Annotated in this window: 18 protein-coding genes and 1 pseudogene; 6 read left to right on the forward strand and 13 right to left on the reverse strand. The window is 70.1% G+C overall.

Features of this window, described 5'->3' with window-relative positions; translation table 11 throughout:
- Positions 1 to 31: 31 nt before the first annotated feature.
- Complete coding sequence (locus AO398_RS08775; protein WP_058191677.1) at positions 32 to 805, reverse strand: glutaredoxin; 774 nt, start codon at positions 803 to 805, stop codon at positions 32 to 34.
- Between the two features lie 57 nt (positions 806 to 862).
- Between AO398_RS08775 and AO398_RS08780 the strand changes: the two genes are divergently transcribed.
- On the forward strand, positions 863 to 1,267 hold the full coding sequence (locus AO398_RS08780; protein ID WP_201025732.1) for a MerR family transcriptional regulator: 405 nt from the start codon (positions 863 to 865) through the stop codon (positions 1,265 to 1,267).
- Between the two features lie 8 nt (positions 1,268 to 1,275).
- On the opposite strand, the gene AO398_RS08785 is transcribed toward AO398_RS08780, so the two are convergent.
- From AO398_RS08785 to AO398_RS28225, 12 genes are all read right to left on the reverse strand, one after another.
- Entirely contained in the window at positions 1,276 to 2,601 is a 1,326-nt protein-coding gene (locus tag AO398_RS08785; RefSeq protein ID WP_058191679.1) for a hypothetical protein, read from the reverse strand.
- A gap of 100 nt (positions 2,602 to 2,701) precedes the next feature.
- Positions 2,702 to 3,469, reverse strand: a complete 768-nt coding sequence (locus tag AO398_RS08790) for a GNAT family N-acetyltransferase (protein ID WP_058191680.1) — start codon at positions 3,467 to 3,469, stop codon at positions 2,702 to 2,704.
- Entirely contained in the window at positions 3,459 to 4,331 is an 873-nt protein-coding gene (locus AO398_RS08795) for an aminoglycoside adenylyltransferase domain-containing protein (protein ID WP_058191816.1), read from the reverse strand. Before AO398_RS08795 ends, AO398_RS08790 begins: the two co-directional genes overlap by 11 nt.
- 148 nt (positions 4,332 to 4,479) lie before the next feature.
- A complete protein-coding gene (locus AO398_RS08800) occupies positions 4,480 to 5,220 on the reverse strand; it encodes a transglycosylase SLT domain-containing protein (protein ID WP_058191681.1) in 741 nt (246 codons plus the stop codon).
- Positions 5,217 to 5,918, reverse strand: a complete 702-nt coding sequence (locus AO398_RS08805) for a copper-binding protein (RefSeq protein WP_058191682.1) — start codon at positions 5,916 to 5,918, stop codon at positions 5,217 to 5,219. Before AO398_RS08805 ends, AO398_RS08800 begins: the two co-directional genes overlap by 4 nt.
- Before the next feature lie 70 nt (positions 5,919 to 5,988).
- Complete coding sequence (locus AO398_RS08810; RefSeq protein WP_058191683.1) at positions 5,989 to 6,279, reverse strand: copper-binding protein; 291 nt, start codon at positions 6,277 to 6,279, stop codon at positions 5,989 to 5,991.
- A gap of 132 nt (positions 6,280 to 6,411) precedes the next feature.
- Complete coding sequence (locus tag AO398_RS08815) at positions 6,412 to 7,833, reverse strand: copper oxidase (protein WP_058191684.1); 1,422 nt, start codon at positions 7,831 to 7,833, stop codon at positions 6,412 to 6,414.
- Between the two features lie 41 nt (positions 7,834 to 7,874).
- The gene (locus AO398_RS08820; protein WP_058191685.1) at positions 7,875 to 9,389 is read right to left on the reverse strand and encodes a TolC family protein; all 1,515 of its coding nucleotides are present in this window, start codon (positions 9,387 to 9,389) and stop codon (positions 7,875 to 7,877) included.
- Between the two features lie 61 nt (positions 9,390 to 9,450).
- On the reverse strand, positions 9,451 to 9,792 hold the full coding sequence (locus AO398_RS08825) for a hypothetical protein (RefSeq protein WP_244498702.1): 342 nt from the start codon (positions 9,790 to 9,792) through the stop codon (positions 9,451 to 9,453).
- A gap of 136 nt (positions 9,793 to 9,928) precedes the next feature.
- Positions 9,929 to 10,408 carry a hypothetical protein gene (locus AO398_RS08830; RefSeq protein ID WP_058191687.1) on the reverse strand — a complete coding sequence of 160 codons (480 nt, stop codon included), beginning with the start codon at positions 10,406 to 10,408 and terminating at the stop codon, positions 9,929 to 9,931.
- 437 nt (positions 10,409 to 10,845) lie between these two features.
- Positions 10,846 to 11,454, reverse strand: a complete 609-nt coding sequence (locus tag AO398_RS08835; RefSeq protein ID WP_152997469.1) for a DUF2231 domain-containing protein — start codon at positions 11,452 to 11,454, stop codon at positions 10,846 to 10,848.
- 353 nt (positions 11,455 to 11,807) lie between these two features.
- Positions 11,808 to 12,053: a hypothetical protein gene (locus AO398_RS28225; protein ID WP_152997470.1), complete on the reverse strand. Its 246-nt coding sequence runs from the start codon at positions 12,051 to 12,053 to the stop codon at positions 11,808 to 11,810.
- 322 nt (positions 12,054 to 12,375) lie between these two features.
- Between AO398_RS28225 and rpoH the strand changes: the two are divergent.
- The 5 genes and pseudogenes from rpoH to AO398_RS08865 all read left to right on the forward strand — a co-directional run.
- Positions 12,376 to 13,245: pseudogene (rpoH, locus tag AO398_RS08845) on the forward strand (RNA polymerase sigma factor RpoH); the annotation flags it as partial.
- A 152-nt stretch (positions 13,246 to 13,397) separates the two neighbouring features.
- Positions 13,398 to 13,952, forward strand: a complete 555-nt coding sequence (locus tag AO398_RS08850; RefSeq protein WP_147724604.1) for a sigma-70 family RNA polymerase sigma factor — start codon at positions 13,398 to 13,400, stop codon at positions 13,950 to 13,952.
- Positions 13,949 to 14,599 carry a DUF1109 domain-containing protein gene (locus AO398_RS08855; RefSeq protein WP_058191689.1) on the forward strand — a complete coding sequence of 217 codons (651 nt, stop codon included), beginning with the start codon at positions 13,949 to 13,951 and terminating at the stop codon, positions 14,597 to 14,599. Before AO398_RS08850 ends, AO398_RS08855 begins: the two co-directional genes overlap by 4 nt.
- Positions 14,600 to 14,969: 370 nt before the next feature.
- Complete coding sequence (locus tag AO398_RS08860) at positions 14,970 to 15,212, forward strand: hypothetical protein (protein ID WP_058191690.1); 243 nt, start codon at positions 14,970 to 14,972, stop codon at positions 15,210 to 15,212.
- A gap of 277 nt (positions 15,213 to 15,489) precedes the next feature.
- On the forward strand, positions 15,490 to 15,909 hold the full coding sequence (locus AO398_RS08865) for a hypothetical protein (protein WP_058191691.1): 420 nt from the start codon (positions 15,490 to 15,492) through the stop codon (positions 15,907 to 15,909).
- Positions 15,910 to 15,921: the final 12 nt, after the last annotated feature.

Consider the following 15,921-nt stretch of genomic DNA (forward strand, 5'->3'; position numbering starts at 1 on the left):
AACGGCGCGGTGCGCCGGGACGGAGACGACGTCAGTGATGCGAGAACAGCATCCAGACGGCCATGGCCACCATCATCACGTTCTCGGTCAGCGACACGAAGCCGAGCGGCACCTTGCTCGCCCCCCCGACGCAGGCGCACTTGATCTCGCGCTTGTCGAGGTAGACCGCCTTGAACACCGAGACCGCGCCGACCGTGCCGATGAAGAGGGCCACCGGGATGGAAATCCAGTCCAGCGCGCCCGCGATCATCAGGATCCCGGCCAGCCCCTCGCAGAACGGATAGGCGTAGGCGTAGCGGACCCAGCGCTTGGCGAGCAGGTCGTAGCCCAGGAACATCGAAGAGAAGGTCTCGACGTCCTGAAGCTTCAGGAGGGCGAGCACGCACATGCTGAAGGCGATGAACCATTCGGCGGCGTGCATCGTCAGGGCGGTCCCAAACGCCGCGTAACTCGCCGCCAGCGCCATCGCGGCGGTCATCGCGAACACCGCGACGACCGGCTTGTAGGTGGTGGCGTCGGGGTCGGCGACCGCCTTGCCGAGACGGCGGCGCAGGTCGTCGTAGCCGCCGACGCGCTCGCCCGCGATGAACGTCTGCGGGGTGGTCCTGACCCCGTGCTCAGCCTTGAACGCGTCCGTCTCCTCGCGCGTCCGAAGCCAGCGGTCATCGACGGTGAAGCCTTCGCGTTCGAGCAGATCCCTCGCCTTGAGCCCGTACGGGCAGACGTGCTGGTCCGTGACCATGCGGAAGACGGTGGCGCTGCGGGCCTCCGTCCGCGTCGCGGCGGGCGCTGCGGTGGCTGTCATGAATGGGTTCCTTGGGCGGGATGGACCTGTATCCGATGCTGTCGTAACCTCCGTACCATGGTACGGAGTCAAGCGATGAACGCGACGATCGCCGCCTTCGCCCAGGCGGGTGGGGTCGGCGTGGAGACGGTGCGCTACTACCAGCGCCGCCAGCTCCTCCAGACGCCGCCGCAGGCCGGGGGCGTCCGGCGCTACGGCCCGGAGGATCTCCGGAGGCTCCGCTTCATCCGTGCGGCGCAGGCCGCGGGCTTCACCCTGGAGCAGGTGGGCGAGCTCCTGTCGCTCGACGCGGGCGAGGACCGCGGCCGCGCCCTTGCCCTCGCCGAGGCGCGCGCGGTCGCCCTCGACGCACGGATCGCCGAATTGCGCACCGCGCGGGACGCCCTCCGACGTCTCGCCCGCGCTTGCGCCTCGACCGATACCGGCCCGTGTCCCATCCTCGCCGCCTTCGAGCGCGGTTGAGGCACGGGTCACGCCTCCACGATCCGACCCCGGGAGATATCCGGGGCCGGCTCCGCCCCGCCCGACCGGCGCCCCGGTTCGACGGCGTCCGCGAAGCCGAGCACCTTCGAGACCTCCTCGAACCGCGCCCGGGCATCCGACCAGGCCTGGGCAAAGTCGAACAGCTCGCGCAGGGCCGGCGCGATCTCCTTGTAGGCGGTGAGGGCGGCGACGAGGGCGCCGAGTGACAGTTTCCCTTGGACGACGAGGTAGCCGCCGACCAGGAACAGGAAGAACGGCGTCAGGTTCGAGCTGTAGTTGTACAGCCCCTTCAGCCTGCCCTTGAGGTCGCCGATCTCGACGCGCATCCGCTCCAGATCCTCGGCTTGACGCATCTGGGGGGCGAGGCGCGCGCGGTCGGTCCACTCCCGCTCTCCGACCCCGCCGGATTCGGACGGGCGTCCGCGTCCCGCGCCGGCCAACAGGGCGCCGAGGGCGCGCGTCGCGTGGACACGCTGGCGGACCTTGGCGTTCAGCCGCCGTTGCAGCCGCGGCAGCACCGTCAGCTGCAACGGCAGCATGACGAGGGCCGCTGCGGCCAGGGCCGGGTTCTGGAGGAGCAGGAACACGACGCTGGTGACGAACACCCCACCCTGGACGATCGGCACGGCGACGAGCCCGCCCCCGAAGTAACCGATGGCCTCCACCTCCTGGATGGCGACGGCCGCGAACGTGGCACGCCGCTCCTCGGACCGCTCGTCGCGGGCCTCGCGGAGAATGGACAGGCGTAGCCGGCGCACGATTCGTTCGTTCACGCGGCCGCGGATGCGGCTCGCGCCGTACTTGATCAGCCCGTTCAGCGACAGGACGCCGAGGTAGCCCGCGCAGAGGGCGAAGAGCAGGCCCGTCCGGTCCACGTCCAGCCCTGGGAGGCTCATGCCCGGCAACCCGCGTCCGCCCGGGTCGGAGAGCGCGTGGTTGATGATGTGCTTGGGTATCTCCAGGAGCATCCAGGCCATCGGGAGCGTCAGGACCGAGATCGCCACGAGGCGTACCTGTTGCCGAAGCGTCGCGCGCAGGACGAACGTCTCCAGCGTGGTCCGCACCGCAGGACGCCGAGGATGTGGAGGGGCCGCACTTCCGGTCCGGCGCGTCGCAAACCCCGGCGGCATGCGCCCGGACGACCGCCCGGGACCCGGCCACCGGAAGGCGAGCCGCCCGGCCATCCAGGCGGCCCAGGCCGGGCCGAGGACGAGCGCGACGGCGACCGCGAGGTCGATCCACCAATGGCCGAACGGGTAGTCGATGCCCGCGAGCCGATGGAAGAAAGCGTGAAGGATCGGGATCGCGTCCATCGGGTAACCTTGCGTCGGGCCATCCCCTGCCAGGCCTGCCGCGGGGACGACGGAGCCGAGCGCGCTTGGCGACACGGCGGCGTGTAGGTGGGCGGACGCCTCAGCGGCCTCTTCGAGATCGGTCCGTGCGGAAAGACCCGCCAGGACGGTCCGAGTCCCCATCGGCCGGGGCTGCCAGCCGGTCGAAACGCGAGATCCTCACGAGGCCGAAGCCGTACTGCGTCCTCGTTCGGACGACCCACCTTGAGAGCCCGGCGCGCTCCGCAGCCCTGAGCGAGGGGGAATTGTCCTCGTCGATGAACGCGACGACGCGGCGCTTGCCGAGGGAGGCGGCCCGATCCGCCATCAGACCGACGACGGCGGTCATGACGCCGAGACCGCGGTATCCGACGGGCGTGTAGGCGTTTTCGAGCATCGCCTCGTTCGCCTCCAACTCCGGCAGCCCCCCGGCCCGCCGTATCGCCGCTCCGTAGCCGGGCTCCGTCAGCCACTGTATGTGGCAGGGACGTCCCGACCGAACGTCGACGGCCACGAAGCAGCGGCTGGGGAGGTCGCCGCTCCCGACCTTGCCGAGCCTCCACAGGACGTCGCCCCGCTCACGTTCGGCGGCTGCGTCGCATCCGCGGGGGAACAGGGCCTCAAGGTCGCCCGCCCGGTAATCCCGCAGCCGGATCGGGACCCTCGCTCCCGGCGTGTCGAATGGGACGGTGACGTCCCGCCGCATGCCGACCGAGATCCGCCTGCCGTAGGGGCCCTCGCGCAGCCGGCGGCCGATCCTGTCGAGGAAGGCGGGGATGCGCGCGTCCGGCGGCGCGGCCGGCGACGGCGCCGGCCCCGACGCGGCGCCATCGCCTGACCTACCGGCCATGGTCGATCTCCGCGGGCGAGGCGGTGAAACGGCTTCGTCGCCGTCGCCCACGCGCATCGGACCCGAAGGCGGCGGCATCGGCCACCGCGAATCCGGCGAAGGCCAGCACCGCGTCCCGTCGGCTTCGGGGGTCCGGGTACCCCGGCGCGGCACTTGGCTCCCGACGGATGCGGAGCGCCTCCTCGACGACGGGGCGCCACTCCGCCGGAAAGGCGATCAGGCCGTAGAGCCCGGCGCCGCTCTTGGACGGCACCCGGCCGGTCGCGAGGGCGTAATGCAGCCTGCACAGGCCGAGGACGGCACCTTCCACGTCGCCGTCTGCGAGAAGGACGGGCTCGTCCCCGCTCAGGGTGGCGAGCACCCGCGACAGCCACGGTCGCCAATGGCCGTCGATGCTGGCGTCGAGCCAGCGGTCGAGGCAGCCGGGGTCCCGCCAGGCGCCGGTGCCCGCGCAGAGCGGGCCGCGCACCGTCACGGCGGCGTCCCGCAGGACGCACCACGTCATCGGATCCCGGTACCGACGTCCGGACCTCACGAAACGGCCACCCTCGACGCAAGGCCCTTCCGCGCGCGCGACGGGGCCCGAACGAAGCTCGTCCCAGGTGGCGTAGAGTCCGTCGAGCCCAGGGACGTGCACGGCTTCGTGGAGCCGCACATGGACCTCGGCGAGCGACGCCAGGGCATCGTCCCCGGCACGCGAGGCCATCACGGCGACGAAATCGAGGTCGCTCAGGCCGGGCCGGAAATCGTCCAGCGCCGCGGAACCGACCAGGTAGAGCGCCTCGACCAGATCGGGGGCGGCGTCATCGACCGCGGCGAGATAGGCGTCCGCAGCCCGGCGCGCGAGGGGATGCACCGTCATGGCCGCACCCGGCCAGGGCGGCGCGCCAAGGCGGCCGCACAATCCTCCGGAGATGACCGCGCGGAACCTTCGACACGGAGAGGATCCGGCCCATCGGCTTCGGTGCGTCGCGGGACGGATGGCATCGGGACGTCGCGCCGCGTCCGCATCAGCCGCCGCCCATGATGCGGTCGATCCTGGCCTCCACGGCACGCACGCGGGCGACGTGTTCGGCCCAGGACCGGACCGACCGCGTGGTCATGGAGGGGCCGTCCCCGATCCGGGATCGACGTACGGCGATGGCCATCCCGGCGCGAGGTGGCGCGACCGACGGCAGGTCGGCTTGGGCGAGCGGTGACCCTGTCGCCGCCAGGCGGTCGCGCGCGCGCCGGCAGTAATCGACCGAACGCGCGGTCATGCGCAGCTCGCCGTGGCCTGCCCGGTACTTCATCAGCGTGCGGCAGAGGTCGCCGTGTGCGAGCTTCCACGCCCCGGCGAGATAGGCGACGCCGAAGCGGACGTTGACGCTCGGATCGAGGAGTTCCTCCGCCGGGCCGCGATGGCCGAGCATCGCGGCCGTCGACGGCCGGACCTGCATCAGGCCGAGCTCGCCGACCGCGCCGACCGCACGCGGATCGTAGCCGCTCTCCACGAACGCGACGGCGTCCGCGACGGCCGGCGGGAGACCCCGGCCGGACGCCTCCCGGACGATGAGGCCCGAATAGGTTCCCGCCATGTCCGCGGCCCGAGGACGGCCGGCAACCGGGCTTGGCGCCGGGAGCTTCCCGTCGTCCCCCGGGGGAACGGGGTCGTCCCCGGCCGCCGCGGGACATGCGATGCCGGCGAGCACCGCCAGGCCGAGCGCCGCCGTCAGCGCGGCCCTCCGCCCCGCCGCCCGGGGGCGGGTCATCGCGCCTTCTGGATCCGCGTCACGGCGATGGAGCCGTTCACGCGGTCGGCGGAGAACCGAACCTTCTCCCCGGGCTTGAGCCCCTTCAGCATGGCGGGGTCCTGGACCTTGTAAGCCATCGTCATCGCGTCCATGCCGATGTTCGGGATGGTCTCGTGGTCGAGGGTCACCTTGCCCGTGGCATCGTCGACCTTCCGCACGGTCGCGGCGACCAGCGGCGCGTTGGACGGCGGCACCGGGGCGACCGCCTTCTCGCCCGCGGCCGGCGATGCGGGCTGGCCTTGCGCCGGGGCCGCCTGCGCCTGACGGTCCAGCGGTCCCTCGCCCGGGGGCGTCTGGTTGGGCTGCGGTCGATACCCGGCCTCGCGGCTGCGAACCTGCCATTGCTTGAGGGCGTCGATCCTCGCCTGCTGCTCGTCCTGGATCTTCTGCGCGGTCTCGCGCAGCTGCCGGTCGCCGCCGTAGTCGAGCTGCGTCTTGGCGAGGAACAGCGTCTCCTCGTAGCTCGCGATGAGCATCTCGGCGAAATCACGGTCCGGGTCGCCGCTCAGCTTGGTGTCCCGGAAACGGTTCGCCATGACGTCCCGCGCCCGTTCGAGGGCCGCAGGGGCGCCTTTCGCGGGTTGGGCAAAGGCCCCGCCGGGGAACGGGGCAAGGAGCGCCGCCGCGAGGGCGGCGGAAAGAAGGGGGCGTCGCATGTGTCGTCTCTCCAGGCTCGAAGGCCGTCGCGCTCGGCCGCGTCGCCGCGCGGCGGGCTGTTCCGGGGGCCTACTTCGCCTTCCGGATCGTCGTGACGGTGTATTCGCCGCCGGTCCCGTCGACCTCGAAGTCGACCTTGTCCCCGGGCTTGAGGTCCTTGACCATGGCGGGATCCTTGACCGGGTACGCCATCGTCATCGCGTCCATATCGAGCTTCGGGATTGCGGCATGGTCGAGCGTGACCTTGCCGGCAGCGGCGTCGACCTTCGTGACCGTGCCCTTCGTGGCCTGCGCCCAGGCGGGCGCGGCGACCGCGATCAGGGCGGCAGAAAGCGCGACGAGCGAAAACTTGCGATTCATGGTCTCTCTCCGTTTGGTTTGTCGAACCGCCGCGCAGGTCGCCGCCGAGGGGGGTGGGCGACCCACGCGGCGGACTCCGGAAGGGGGCTGCCCCGTTCCGAACCGTCGTGACGCGGTCCCGCTCGCGCGGGCTCAGTGATCCTGGTGACCGCCGGAATTCGAGGCGGACCGGCGCGTCCGCGGATCGACGACCCGGAGGTCGGTCTCCCGGGCGCGCCTGCCCTTCGGCGTGTCCGGCGAGCGGCTCGGCTCGGGCATCGGGTCGCCTGTCCATTCGTAGGCCAGGGTTCCCTCCGGATGCCGGTACCAGCCCGGGTCCCGGTAATCGCCGGCGGCGAGCCCGGGGCGGACCTTGAGCACGGTGAACATGCCGCCCATCTCCACGGACCCGAACGGACCCGCGCCCGTCATCATCGGCAGGGTGTTGTCGGGAAGCGGCATCTCCATCTCGGTCATCATGCCGCCGCCCGTCGATCCCATCGGCATGTAGCCCGGGGCGATCTTGCGGATCTGCTTGGCGGTGCTCTTCAGGTCCACGCCGATGTAGGTGCGCACCGAGTGCCCCATGGCGTTCATGGTGTGGTGCGACTTGTGGCAGTGGATCGCCCAGTCGCCCGGGTTGTCGGCGTTGAACTCGATGGCGCGCATCTGCCCGACCGCGACGTCGACCGACACCTCCGGGAGCTGGTAACCCTCGTTGATCCAGCCCCCGTCCGTCCCGGTGACCTTGAAGTCGACCCCATGGACGTGGATCGGGTGGTTGGTCATGGTCAGGTTGCCGAAGCGCATCCGGACCTTGTCGCCCTGGCGCGCGACCATCGGGTCGATGCCGGGCCAGACGCGGCTGTTGAAGCACCACATGTTCATGTCGAGCATCGTGTTGACCTTGGGCACGTAGGACCCGGCCTCGATGTCGTAGGCGTTCAGGAGCCAGACGAAGTCGCGGTCGACGCGGCGCTCGGCCGGGTCGCGCGGATGGACGACGAAGAAACCCATCATGCCCATCGCCATCTGGATCATCTCGTCCGAGTGCGGGTGGTACATGAAGGTGCCCGAGCGCCTCAGGATGAACTCGTAGACGAAGGTCTTGCCCGGCGGGATGCCGGGCTGGGTCAGCCCCGCGACCCCGTCCATGCCGTTGGGCAGCGTCTGGCCGTGCCAATGGACGGCGGTCGCCTCCGGCAGGCGGTTCGTCACGAAGATGCGGACCTTGTCGCCCTCGACCGCCTCGATGGTCGGACCCGGCGACTGCCCGTTGTAGCCCCAGAGCCGGGCGTCCATGCCGGGCGACATCTCCCGCACGACGGGCTCGGCGACCAGGTGGAACTCTTTCCAGTCGCCGCGCATGCGCCAGGGGAGCGTCCAGCCGTTCAGCGTCACCACCGGCTGGTAGTCGGGCCCGCTCGTCGGATAGAGGGGCGGCTGCATCACCGCCTTGCCCATCGTCGGCGCCTCGGGCAGGCCGGCGGCCTGGACGCGCCCGCTGACCATCGACGAGCCTGCCAGGATGAGGCCGCCGGCCCCCAGGATCCGTCTGCGCGAGATGTCGGTCATGGTTGCTCTCCGAATGTCGTTCGATGACCCGAAGGCCGCTCTCAGCCGCCGGGCGTCGCCACCGCCCGGCTCGTCGCGCCGCTGCCGCCCGCCGGCTCGCCCCCGAAGCCGCCGCCCGAGAAGCCGCCGCCGACGGTCGCGGCCTTGAGGTCGGTCGCCGCGATCCAGAAGTCGCGCTGCGCCTCGATGGCCTGGATGTTGCTCACGATCCTGGCGCGCGCGTCGACGATGAGCGTCGTGACGTCCAGGAGCATGCCGCTGTACTGGAGCAGGGACTGGTCCAGGATCGTCCTGCGCAGCGGCAGGACGCTCGTCTGGTAGTGACGGGTGATGTCGTACTGCCCACGATAGCGCTGGTAGGCCTCACGCACCTCGGAGCGGGCGTTGACGGCGCGTTCGGCAAGCCGGTTGGCGGCTGCGAGGTAGGTCTCCTTCGCCCCGCGTACCGCCGTCGTGCCGAAATCGTAGATCGGGATGACGACGTCGGCGGAGTAGCCGTTCAGGCTGCTCCGGTCGGTCCTTGCGCCGCCCGCATCGACGGTCCTGGACCGGGTGTACTGATTGGCGAACCCGACATCGAAGACGCTGACGAAGCCGCTGGCCTGGTTGAGGCCGTACTGACCGACGAGCGATTGCAGCTCGAAGCGGGCCGCCTGCACGTCGGTTCGCTTCCGCATCGCCTCGGCCTCGATCTGCTGCCCGCTCGTCAGGCGGCCCGGCAGCGAAGGCAGGCCGTTCGGAAGCTTGAAGTCAGCCTCCCGTCCCCAGAGGCCGAGGAGGCGGGTCAGCCGCTCCCGCTCCGCACGCTGCTGGACCCTGGCCTTGCCGAGCTGGGCGCCGAGTTCGCTGTAGAAGGCGTGCTCGCGCGCCTGTTCCAGCTTGTTCAGCGCGCCGGTCTCCCCCAATTGCTTGGCCAGCGTCGAGGCCGACCCGGCGCCGGGCAGCGCCTGCTCCAGGAAGCCCGTCGCCTGATTGGCGGCCACGGTGCGATAGAACTGCCGCCGCGCCTCGCCGCCGAGCCGCAGCACCTGCTCGGCCGCATTGTACTGGTCGGCCCGGAAACGGTCGCGCGCGATCTCCGTACGCGCCGGCAGCGTGGCCAGCTCCAGCAGGCTGCCCACCACGGAACGCTCGATGTCGGTGTTGAAGCCAAGCCCCCACTGGGTGATGGCCAACCTCGGAGCCGGCGGCAGCGTGGCCTGGACGAACTGCGCTTCCGACACGCCGAGGTCGTTGAACGCCGCCTGCAGCCCCTTGTTCTTGAGGAGGGCGACCTGCACGGCGCCGTCGGCCGTCAGGGACCGCCGCAGCAGCTGGTCCACCCGGGCTTCCGCCGTGGGCGCGAAGCCTTCGTCGCTCGCCTTCACGATGTCCTTGCGCAATTCGAGCGCGGCGTAATCACCGGCGACGGACAGGCCGGCGTCCGGCGAGAAGCTCGCGCATCCGCCAAGGACCAATCCGATCACGGACAGGGTCACGGCGGTGCGCAGGTGGCGCGCCAGGGCGGCCTCGGCCGCCCCGTGCGCAATCGTGCCGACATCTCGCGGCGCGGTCATCGTGCGTCCCTCATGACCGATAGTCCGGGCGCGGCACCCGTTTCGTTACAGCGGCAGGCCATCATCGGCCTCCCGCGTCGCGCTTGCCGCCCATGCCGGGCATCCCTTCCATCCCCGGCATGCCCTCCATGCCGCCGGCGCCGGGCTTGGGCCCGACCTGACGGTTGAGCTCACGCCAGTCCTTCGGCTCGACGACATCGAAGCGCTTCACGCCCGCCGTCACCGAGGAATAGCGGGGGGAGCGGACGGCAACGGTCGGATCCGCCGGCATGACGAGCCGCTCGGGGCCGCCCGCCGGCACGCCGGCCGGCCGCGGAAGGACCGCCGCGAGCGCGGCCGGTCTTGGCAACTTGAACATCGTGGTTATCCCGAACGGACATGACCGGCCGCGCACGGTGACCATGGGCGTCGCTCCGGCGGTCCGTCCCACGGCGGGGACGCACGTCGCCGTCCGCGCCAACGGCGGTCGGATTGCTGGGGTGATCTCGATGGCCGTCCCGCCGGAGCGGCCGTAGGCGGGCGCTAGTCGCGCCCGCGCGTCAGGCGCCGAGCCTCGGCGGCCGTTCGATCCGAGTCGGATGGGCGTCGACGACGCCGTCTTCCTGCGCGATCAGCACGCGGTCGGACGAATGCGCTTCGAGGCATGCCCCCGACCAGGATGCCGTCGGTAGCGCGACCTGGCCGGCGAGGGTACAGCAGGCCGCCAGGCAAGGGCCCTTGTGGGCCCGCTGACGGTGCTCGGGGCAACCCGGCTCCTGGGACGTCGATCGGGCGGCCGAAAGGTCCACTGCCGGCGAGCCGCGTTCCGAGGCCACCACGTTGACGAACGGAGCCGACGGTCTCGATGCCTCGCCGTGGTCGTGGTGCACATGCCGCCCAGCCTCGGGCGAGACCGCGGGCTTCGCGTGGTCCGCATGCCGGTGTGCCGCCGCGGCATGCGCCATCGTGCACGGCGCAGCCGGCGCGACGGCCACGGCCAACGCGACCACGAAGAGCACAAATGTGCGCAGGACGACCAACGATCAGGGACCTTTCCTAATCCAACGTGAACATCGCACGTCGTTCCGGCTCCGGCAATGCATCGCCCGAGACGAAGCCGGGGAAAGGGTAAGCTGTTGGATTTGGGCAACGATGTCTTCGGAGGGCATCCGTATAATCGCTGTTCGAGCGACGGTTGGGGAAGGAACGCGAAGCCGCGAAGTCAGTCTTCGCGCGCGGTCTGCGGCGGTTTCCGCGAAACCGCAGGCGCCCCTTCCGGTGGCGTCGGAACGGACCTCGCAGATCAAGGCGTCATGGCATCGGCCCGGAGGCATCGAATTTAAGCGTCGCCGGGGAGGACCGTCGAATCGATGTGGGGCCGGGTCCGAAGGCTTGAGGGAGGACCCGGCGGACAACGGCTCGGGGGCATATCGCTGAGCTGGCGGCACGACGGCCACGATGACAACCCCACACCGGTTCAGTGGGTGTGGTCGTGGGCATGGGCATCGGATGCCGACCCCTTCCCTGGGCCGGTCCCGCCCGGGTCCGGATTCGAGGTCGCGTCCCCGGCGCGTGCGCCGTGATCGTGATCTGAGGGGTGTCCTCCCGCGCTTCCGGGATGCGCGTGGCTGTCCGACTTCGGGAGGGCCATGACACCAAGCCCGTAGCGGTAGACATTCTCGCCGCCGAGCCATCCCGTCACGGCCAGGGCCCCCGACCCCGCCGCGAGCAGGGCGATCAGCACGATCCCGGCGCCCGCCGGCCTCCTGCGGTCGTACCAGGCGGCGACGGCGGCCGCGACGAAGGCGAGCGCCGTGCCGAGGGCCCAGCGCAGATGGACGGTCATGTTAACGTGAGACACCTCGTCGTGCGCCACCGAATTGTAGGCCCACCAGCCCGTTATCAGCGTGGCCGCCGTCACCAGCAAGCCGATGCCGAGGTTCCATCGTGCCGCTATGGTGGCCGCGCCCCCTGACGGCCGTGCAGCCAGCAAGGTGCCGGCGACGAAGAGGACGGAGGCGGTCAGGAGGAGCGCCACCGTGAAATGAACGACGACCGGATGCCAGTTGGGGATGATCTCGAACATGCCGGAGCTCCAGGGACGACGTAGGATGATGTTGCGGCAGGTGCGCCGGAGCCCCGGGGTCGCTTTCCGCTTCGAGCCACGAATGCGGCACCCGTCGGAAACCGCCGGCCGAACAACCTGCCAGGGTCAAGCCGCGGTCCCCGAGGGCGGTATCGCCGGCTACCCAGCAATCGCCACGAAACCTCATCGGCGACCGCGCCGGCTCATGAGCCCGCGGTCGCCGAGGCCATCATACCCCGTGGAGGTTTAATGACGAAATGTAAGCTTGGCAAATCGCGATGTCGAGCGACACGCGTCCGCTTGACGGACTTGCAACTCCGTCGCTCGACATCACGTCATGAGCCTAAGACCCGTCAATGCCGGTCGTCGGAGTGTCCGTCCTCGCCGTGGCCATGCTCGTGCACGACCTCGTGATGGTCTTCGTGGTGTCCCATCTCTCGATGCTCTTCGACGACGTGATGTTCGTCATGATGGCCATCGTGATGGTCGCCATGGATGGTTACGGAGGGTCCGTCGTCGGCCCTGGCGGGATGCCCGGCAAGGGACAGCGCCAAAGAGGCGGATACCGCCAAGGCGAATGCAAAGAATGGCTTGTTCATCGTCGTCTCCCATCGGATCGTGGACGGCCTATGGAACGCGACATTGCCCATATACGATCCGGGGGTATAGTCGGATTTATCTCGGACGGGACAGCCGCGGTCCGGCCTGCGGCAGCGATGACCTTCCCGAGGCGGATGCGTGCCTCGGGCTCCGTGGCGTCGGCTCACGCGTATCGTGCGATGTAACCTTCCCGGTCTTCTCGTCGGATTGATGGATGTGACGGTCGACCCGTTGTTCGCGCGACCGACGCGGGCGGTCGGAGCTGCGCAACGCCGCCGGTCCCACCGGTGCCGGTGTTCCTGCGAGAGGGAGCGGACAATCATGACGGCAGGCACGCTCGCTGATCTTTCCTCGGGCGAAGGCCTGTCGCGTTACCTCGACGAGATCCGCAGGTTTCCGATGCTGGAGCCGAACGAGGAGCTCACTCTCGCCAAGAGCTGGCGCGGCGGGGGTGACCGGGAGGCCGCGCACCGCCTCGTGACATCACACCTGCGTCTCGTCGCCAAGATCGCCATGGGCTATCGCGGCTACGGCCTGCCGATCGGCGACGTGGTGTCGGAGGGCAACGTCGGGCTGATGCAGGCGGTCAAGCGCTTCGATCCGGACAAGGGCTTCCGGCTGGCCACCTATGCGATGTGGTGGATCAAGGCCGCGATCCAGGAATACGTCCTGCGCTCGTGGTCGCTCGTGAAGATGGGTACCACTGCCAACCAGAAGAAGCTGTTCTTCAACCTGCGCAAGGCCAAGGGCAAGATCTCGGCCCTCGACGAGGGCGACCTGCGGCCCGATCAGGTGAAGCAGATCGCGACCCGTGTCGGCGTGCCCGAGCAGGACGTCATCGACATGAACCGCCGCCTCTCCGGCGACGCCTCCCTCAGCGCGCCCCTGCGCGAGGAGGGCGAGGGCGAGTGGCAGGACTGGCTGGTGGACAACAGCCCGAGCCAGGAGACGGTGCTCGTGCGCGAGCAGGAGGGCAAGAACCGCCTGACGGCGCTCCGCGACGCGCTGAGCGTCCTCAATCCGCGAGAGCGGCGCATCTTCGAGGCGCGCCGGCTCGCCGACGACCCGATCACGCTGGAGGACCTTTCGGGCGAGTTCGGCGTATCGCGCGAGCGCGTTCGCCAGATCGAGGTGCGCGCCTTCGAGAAGGTGCGGGAGGGGGTCAAGCGCAACGTCGCCGTAAGAGAGCTGTCCCATGTCGGCATCGACGCGCGCGATTGGCCGTCCGTGAAGCCGGGAAGCCGACAAGCCCGTCAGCCTTCGATGGCCGCGTTGTCACGCACACCCACGCCGCCGTGTGGAAGCGGGATACGTCCGGCCCGCGCCGAGGACGACCGGGCCCCGTGATCCACCGCGAGGTCGAGCTCCGTACGCTCCTGACGGAAGGCCTGCTGGGCCGATCCGCGGACTATCGTCGGTTCCTGGAATGCCTGGGACCGCACCTTCGCGCATACTATAGGAACAAGTTGAGCCGGTCGGGACGCGGCGACACCGAGGCCGAGGACCTGGTCCAGGAGACCCTGATGGCGGTCCATACCCGACGCCACACCTATGACGTCACCCAACCGGTGACCCCATGGGTCTACGCCATCGCACGCTACAAGCTCATCGATCACCTGCGGCGCACCCGGCCCGGGACGGCAGACGTCCCGGTCGAGGACGCCGGCGAACTCATGGCCGCCGATGATCATACGGCGACGGAGAGCACTCTCGACGTCGAGCGCCTGCTCGCGCGGTTGCCCGCGAAGGCACGGCTGGCGATCAGGTCGATGAAGGTTGAGGGCTTGAGCGCGGCGGAGGCGGCCGAGCGGGCCGGGATGTCGGAGACGGCGGTCAAGGTGAGCGTCCATCGCGGCCTGAAGGCCCTGGCGTCGTTCGTGGGAGGCAGGACGAAATGAAGACCGACGAACTCATCGGCCTGCTGGGCACCAGCTTCGAGCGCGAACCGGTCGGGACGCCCTGGATGACGCGCCGGTCCGCGCTGGCGGTCGCGGGCGGCGCGACCGCCGCGCTGTTCCTTGCGCTGGCGTTCCTCGGCTTGCGCCCCGGCCTCACGCAAGCCCGGCCGCTCCTGTTCCTCGCGTTGAAGGTCGCGTTCGCGGCCGCGGTCGGGGGGCTCGCGCTGCGGTACCTCGTCAGGGCCGCCAGGCCAGGCGGCGAGAGCCGCGTGCATCTCGGGGTCGTGGCCTCACCCTTCCTGGCGGTCGCGGCGCTCGCGGGCGTGAGCCTCTCGATGACACCGCCCGCGCATTGGCACGGCCAGATATCCGGCCATACCTGGCTCGAATGCCTCGTCTCGATTCCCGTGATCGCCATCGTTCCGTTCGCCGTAATCACGTGGGCTGTTCGACGGTTCGGGGCGCCGACGGATCTCTTGCGGGCGGGTGCCTTGGTCGGCCTCTCCGCGGGTGCCGTCAGCGCCCTCGGCTATTCGCTGCATTGCATGGACGACACCGTTCCGTTCGTCGCCGTCTGGTACGGGGGGACGATCGCCATCTGCACGCTGGCCGGGGCGCTCCTGGGACCGCGCCTCCTTCGCTGGTAGCGGTCCGTTTCGTGACATCCTCCGGACTGCCCGACCGATTTCGATGGGCGACGTGACGGTTCCGGCGCCCGCTCGCCGGTCGGCGCTTCATGCCGCCGGGCCTCGGTGCAGTATCTCCGAGATTGGGAATCGGCCATGACGGGCACGATCCGTCCTACCCGCCCCGCGCCCGTGCGAGCGGCGTGCCGAACCGTACGCATCCCGCAGGCGATTGCAGGCGCCTCTCCCACCGGGTGAGCAAGGCGCCGCGCCAGGCGACACCGGCCGTACCAAACAAAAGCTTTGCGACGCGCTGTAACGGTAAGCCCAGGACATCCGGACTTAAGGATGAGGAGCAGCAAGCTTCCCACCGGAAAAAACGGGTCCCGCCATGAAAAGCAAGATCATCACCGCCTTCGCAGGCATTGCCATGCTCGCCGGACTTCCGGGTTACGCACTGGCGGGGTGGATGGACAACGTCCCGGCCCGTTTCCTGCCTCAAACCCATCAGTCGCAACGGGCCACGCCGCATTACGTCGAACCGCCGGAAGTCGGCCTGACGACCGGATCGATCAACGCGGTGCCCCGCCGCCCTGACGCCCGCCCCCCGGCGTCGCCCTCCCAGAACTTCTGACGCTCCCGCATGTCCCGGACCGGCAGTTCGGGCTTGCAGGGTGTCGGAGCGTCGCGTTTCCCGGCGCCCGGGAATGGCCATGGCGGGCCACGCCGGACGCGCCATGGCGAGGTCCGGCAGGCTCACGAGGGATGGGGGCCCGGGACACCATCCCGACGCGGTCGGTCGGCGGGTTTGCCGACCGACGGAACGGAGCCTTGACCATCCCTACGCGGGACGGGCCATCTCCTCCGACACTGGCCTTCCGCCCGGATCGAAAAACTGGCATCATGAATTCGTGACGTTCTTGATCGCCCTTCGGCGACTGTTGCCGCTCATGGCGGTCCTCAGCCTCGCCCTGACGCCGGTGGCCGCTCCCGCGGCCGCCGCGGGCATGCGCGCGTTCATGACCGCGCAGGCGCTGGCATCGCATGTGGCGACGCCGGCCCTGGACCATGCCGCCATGGCGGGGATGGACGTGGGCGACACGGACATGGCCGGCATGCCGTGCTGCCCGCCCGGGAAGGCGGCGAAGCCCGACTGCGCCAAGGCGGGTTGTCCGCTGCTGGCCCTCTGCCTCGCCAGCATCGCCTCCCTCCCGCCGACCGCGGCGTCCGTCCCGGCACCGGTGGCGACGCGGACGGGCCGGGCTTGGCCCGATGCGGCGTCCTTCGCCAACGTGTACGGCCCCCCGTTACCCGAGCCCCCCCGAGCCTGAGCCCGATGCCGC

It is taken from the genome of Methylobacterium sp. GXS13, from assembly GCF_001455965.1.
GTDB lineage: Bacteria > Pseudomonadota > Alphaproteobacteria > Rhizobiales > Beijerinckiaceae > Methylobacterium.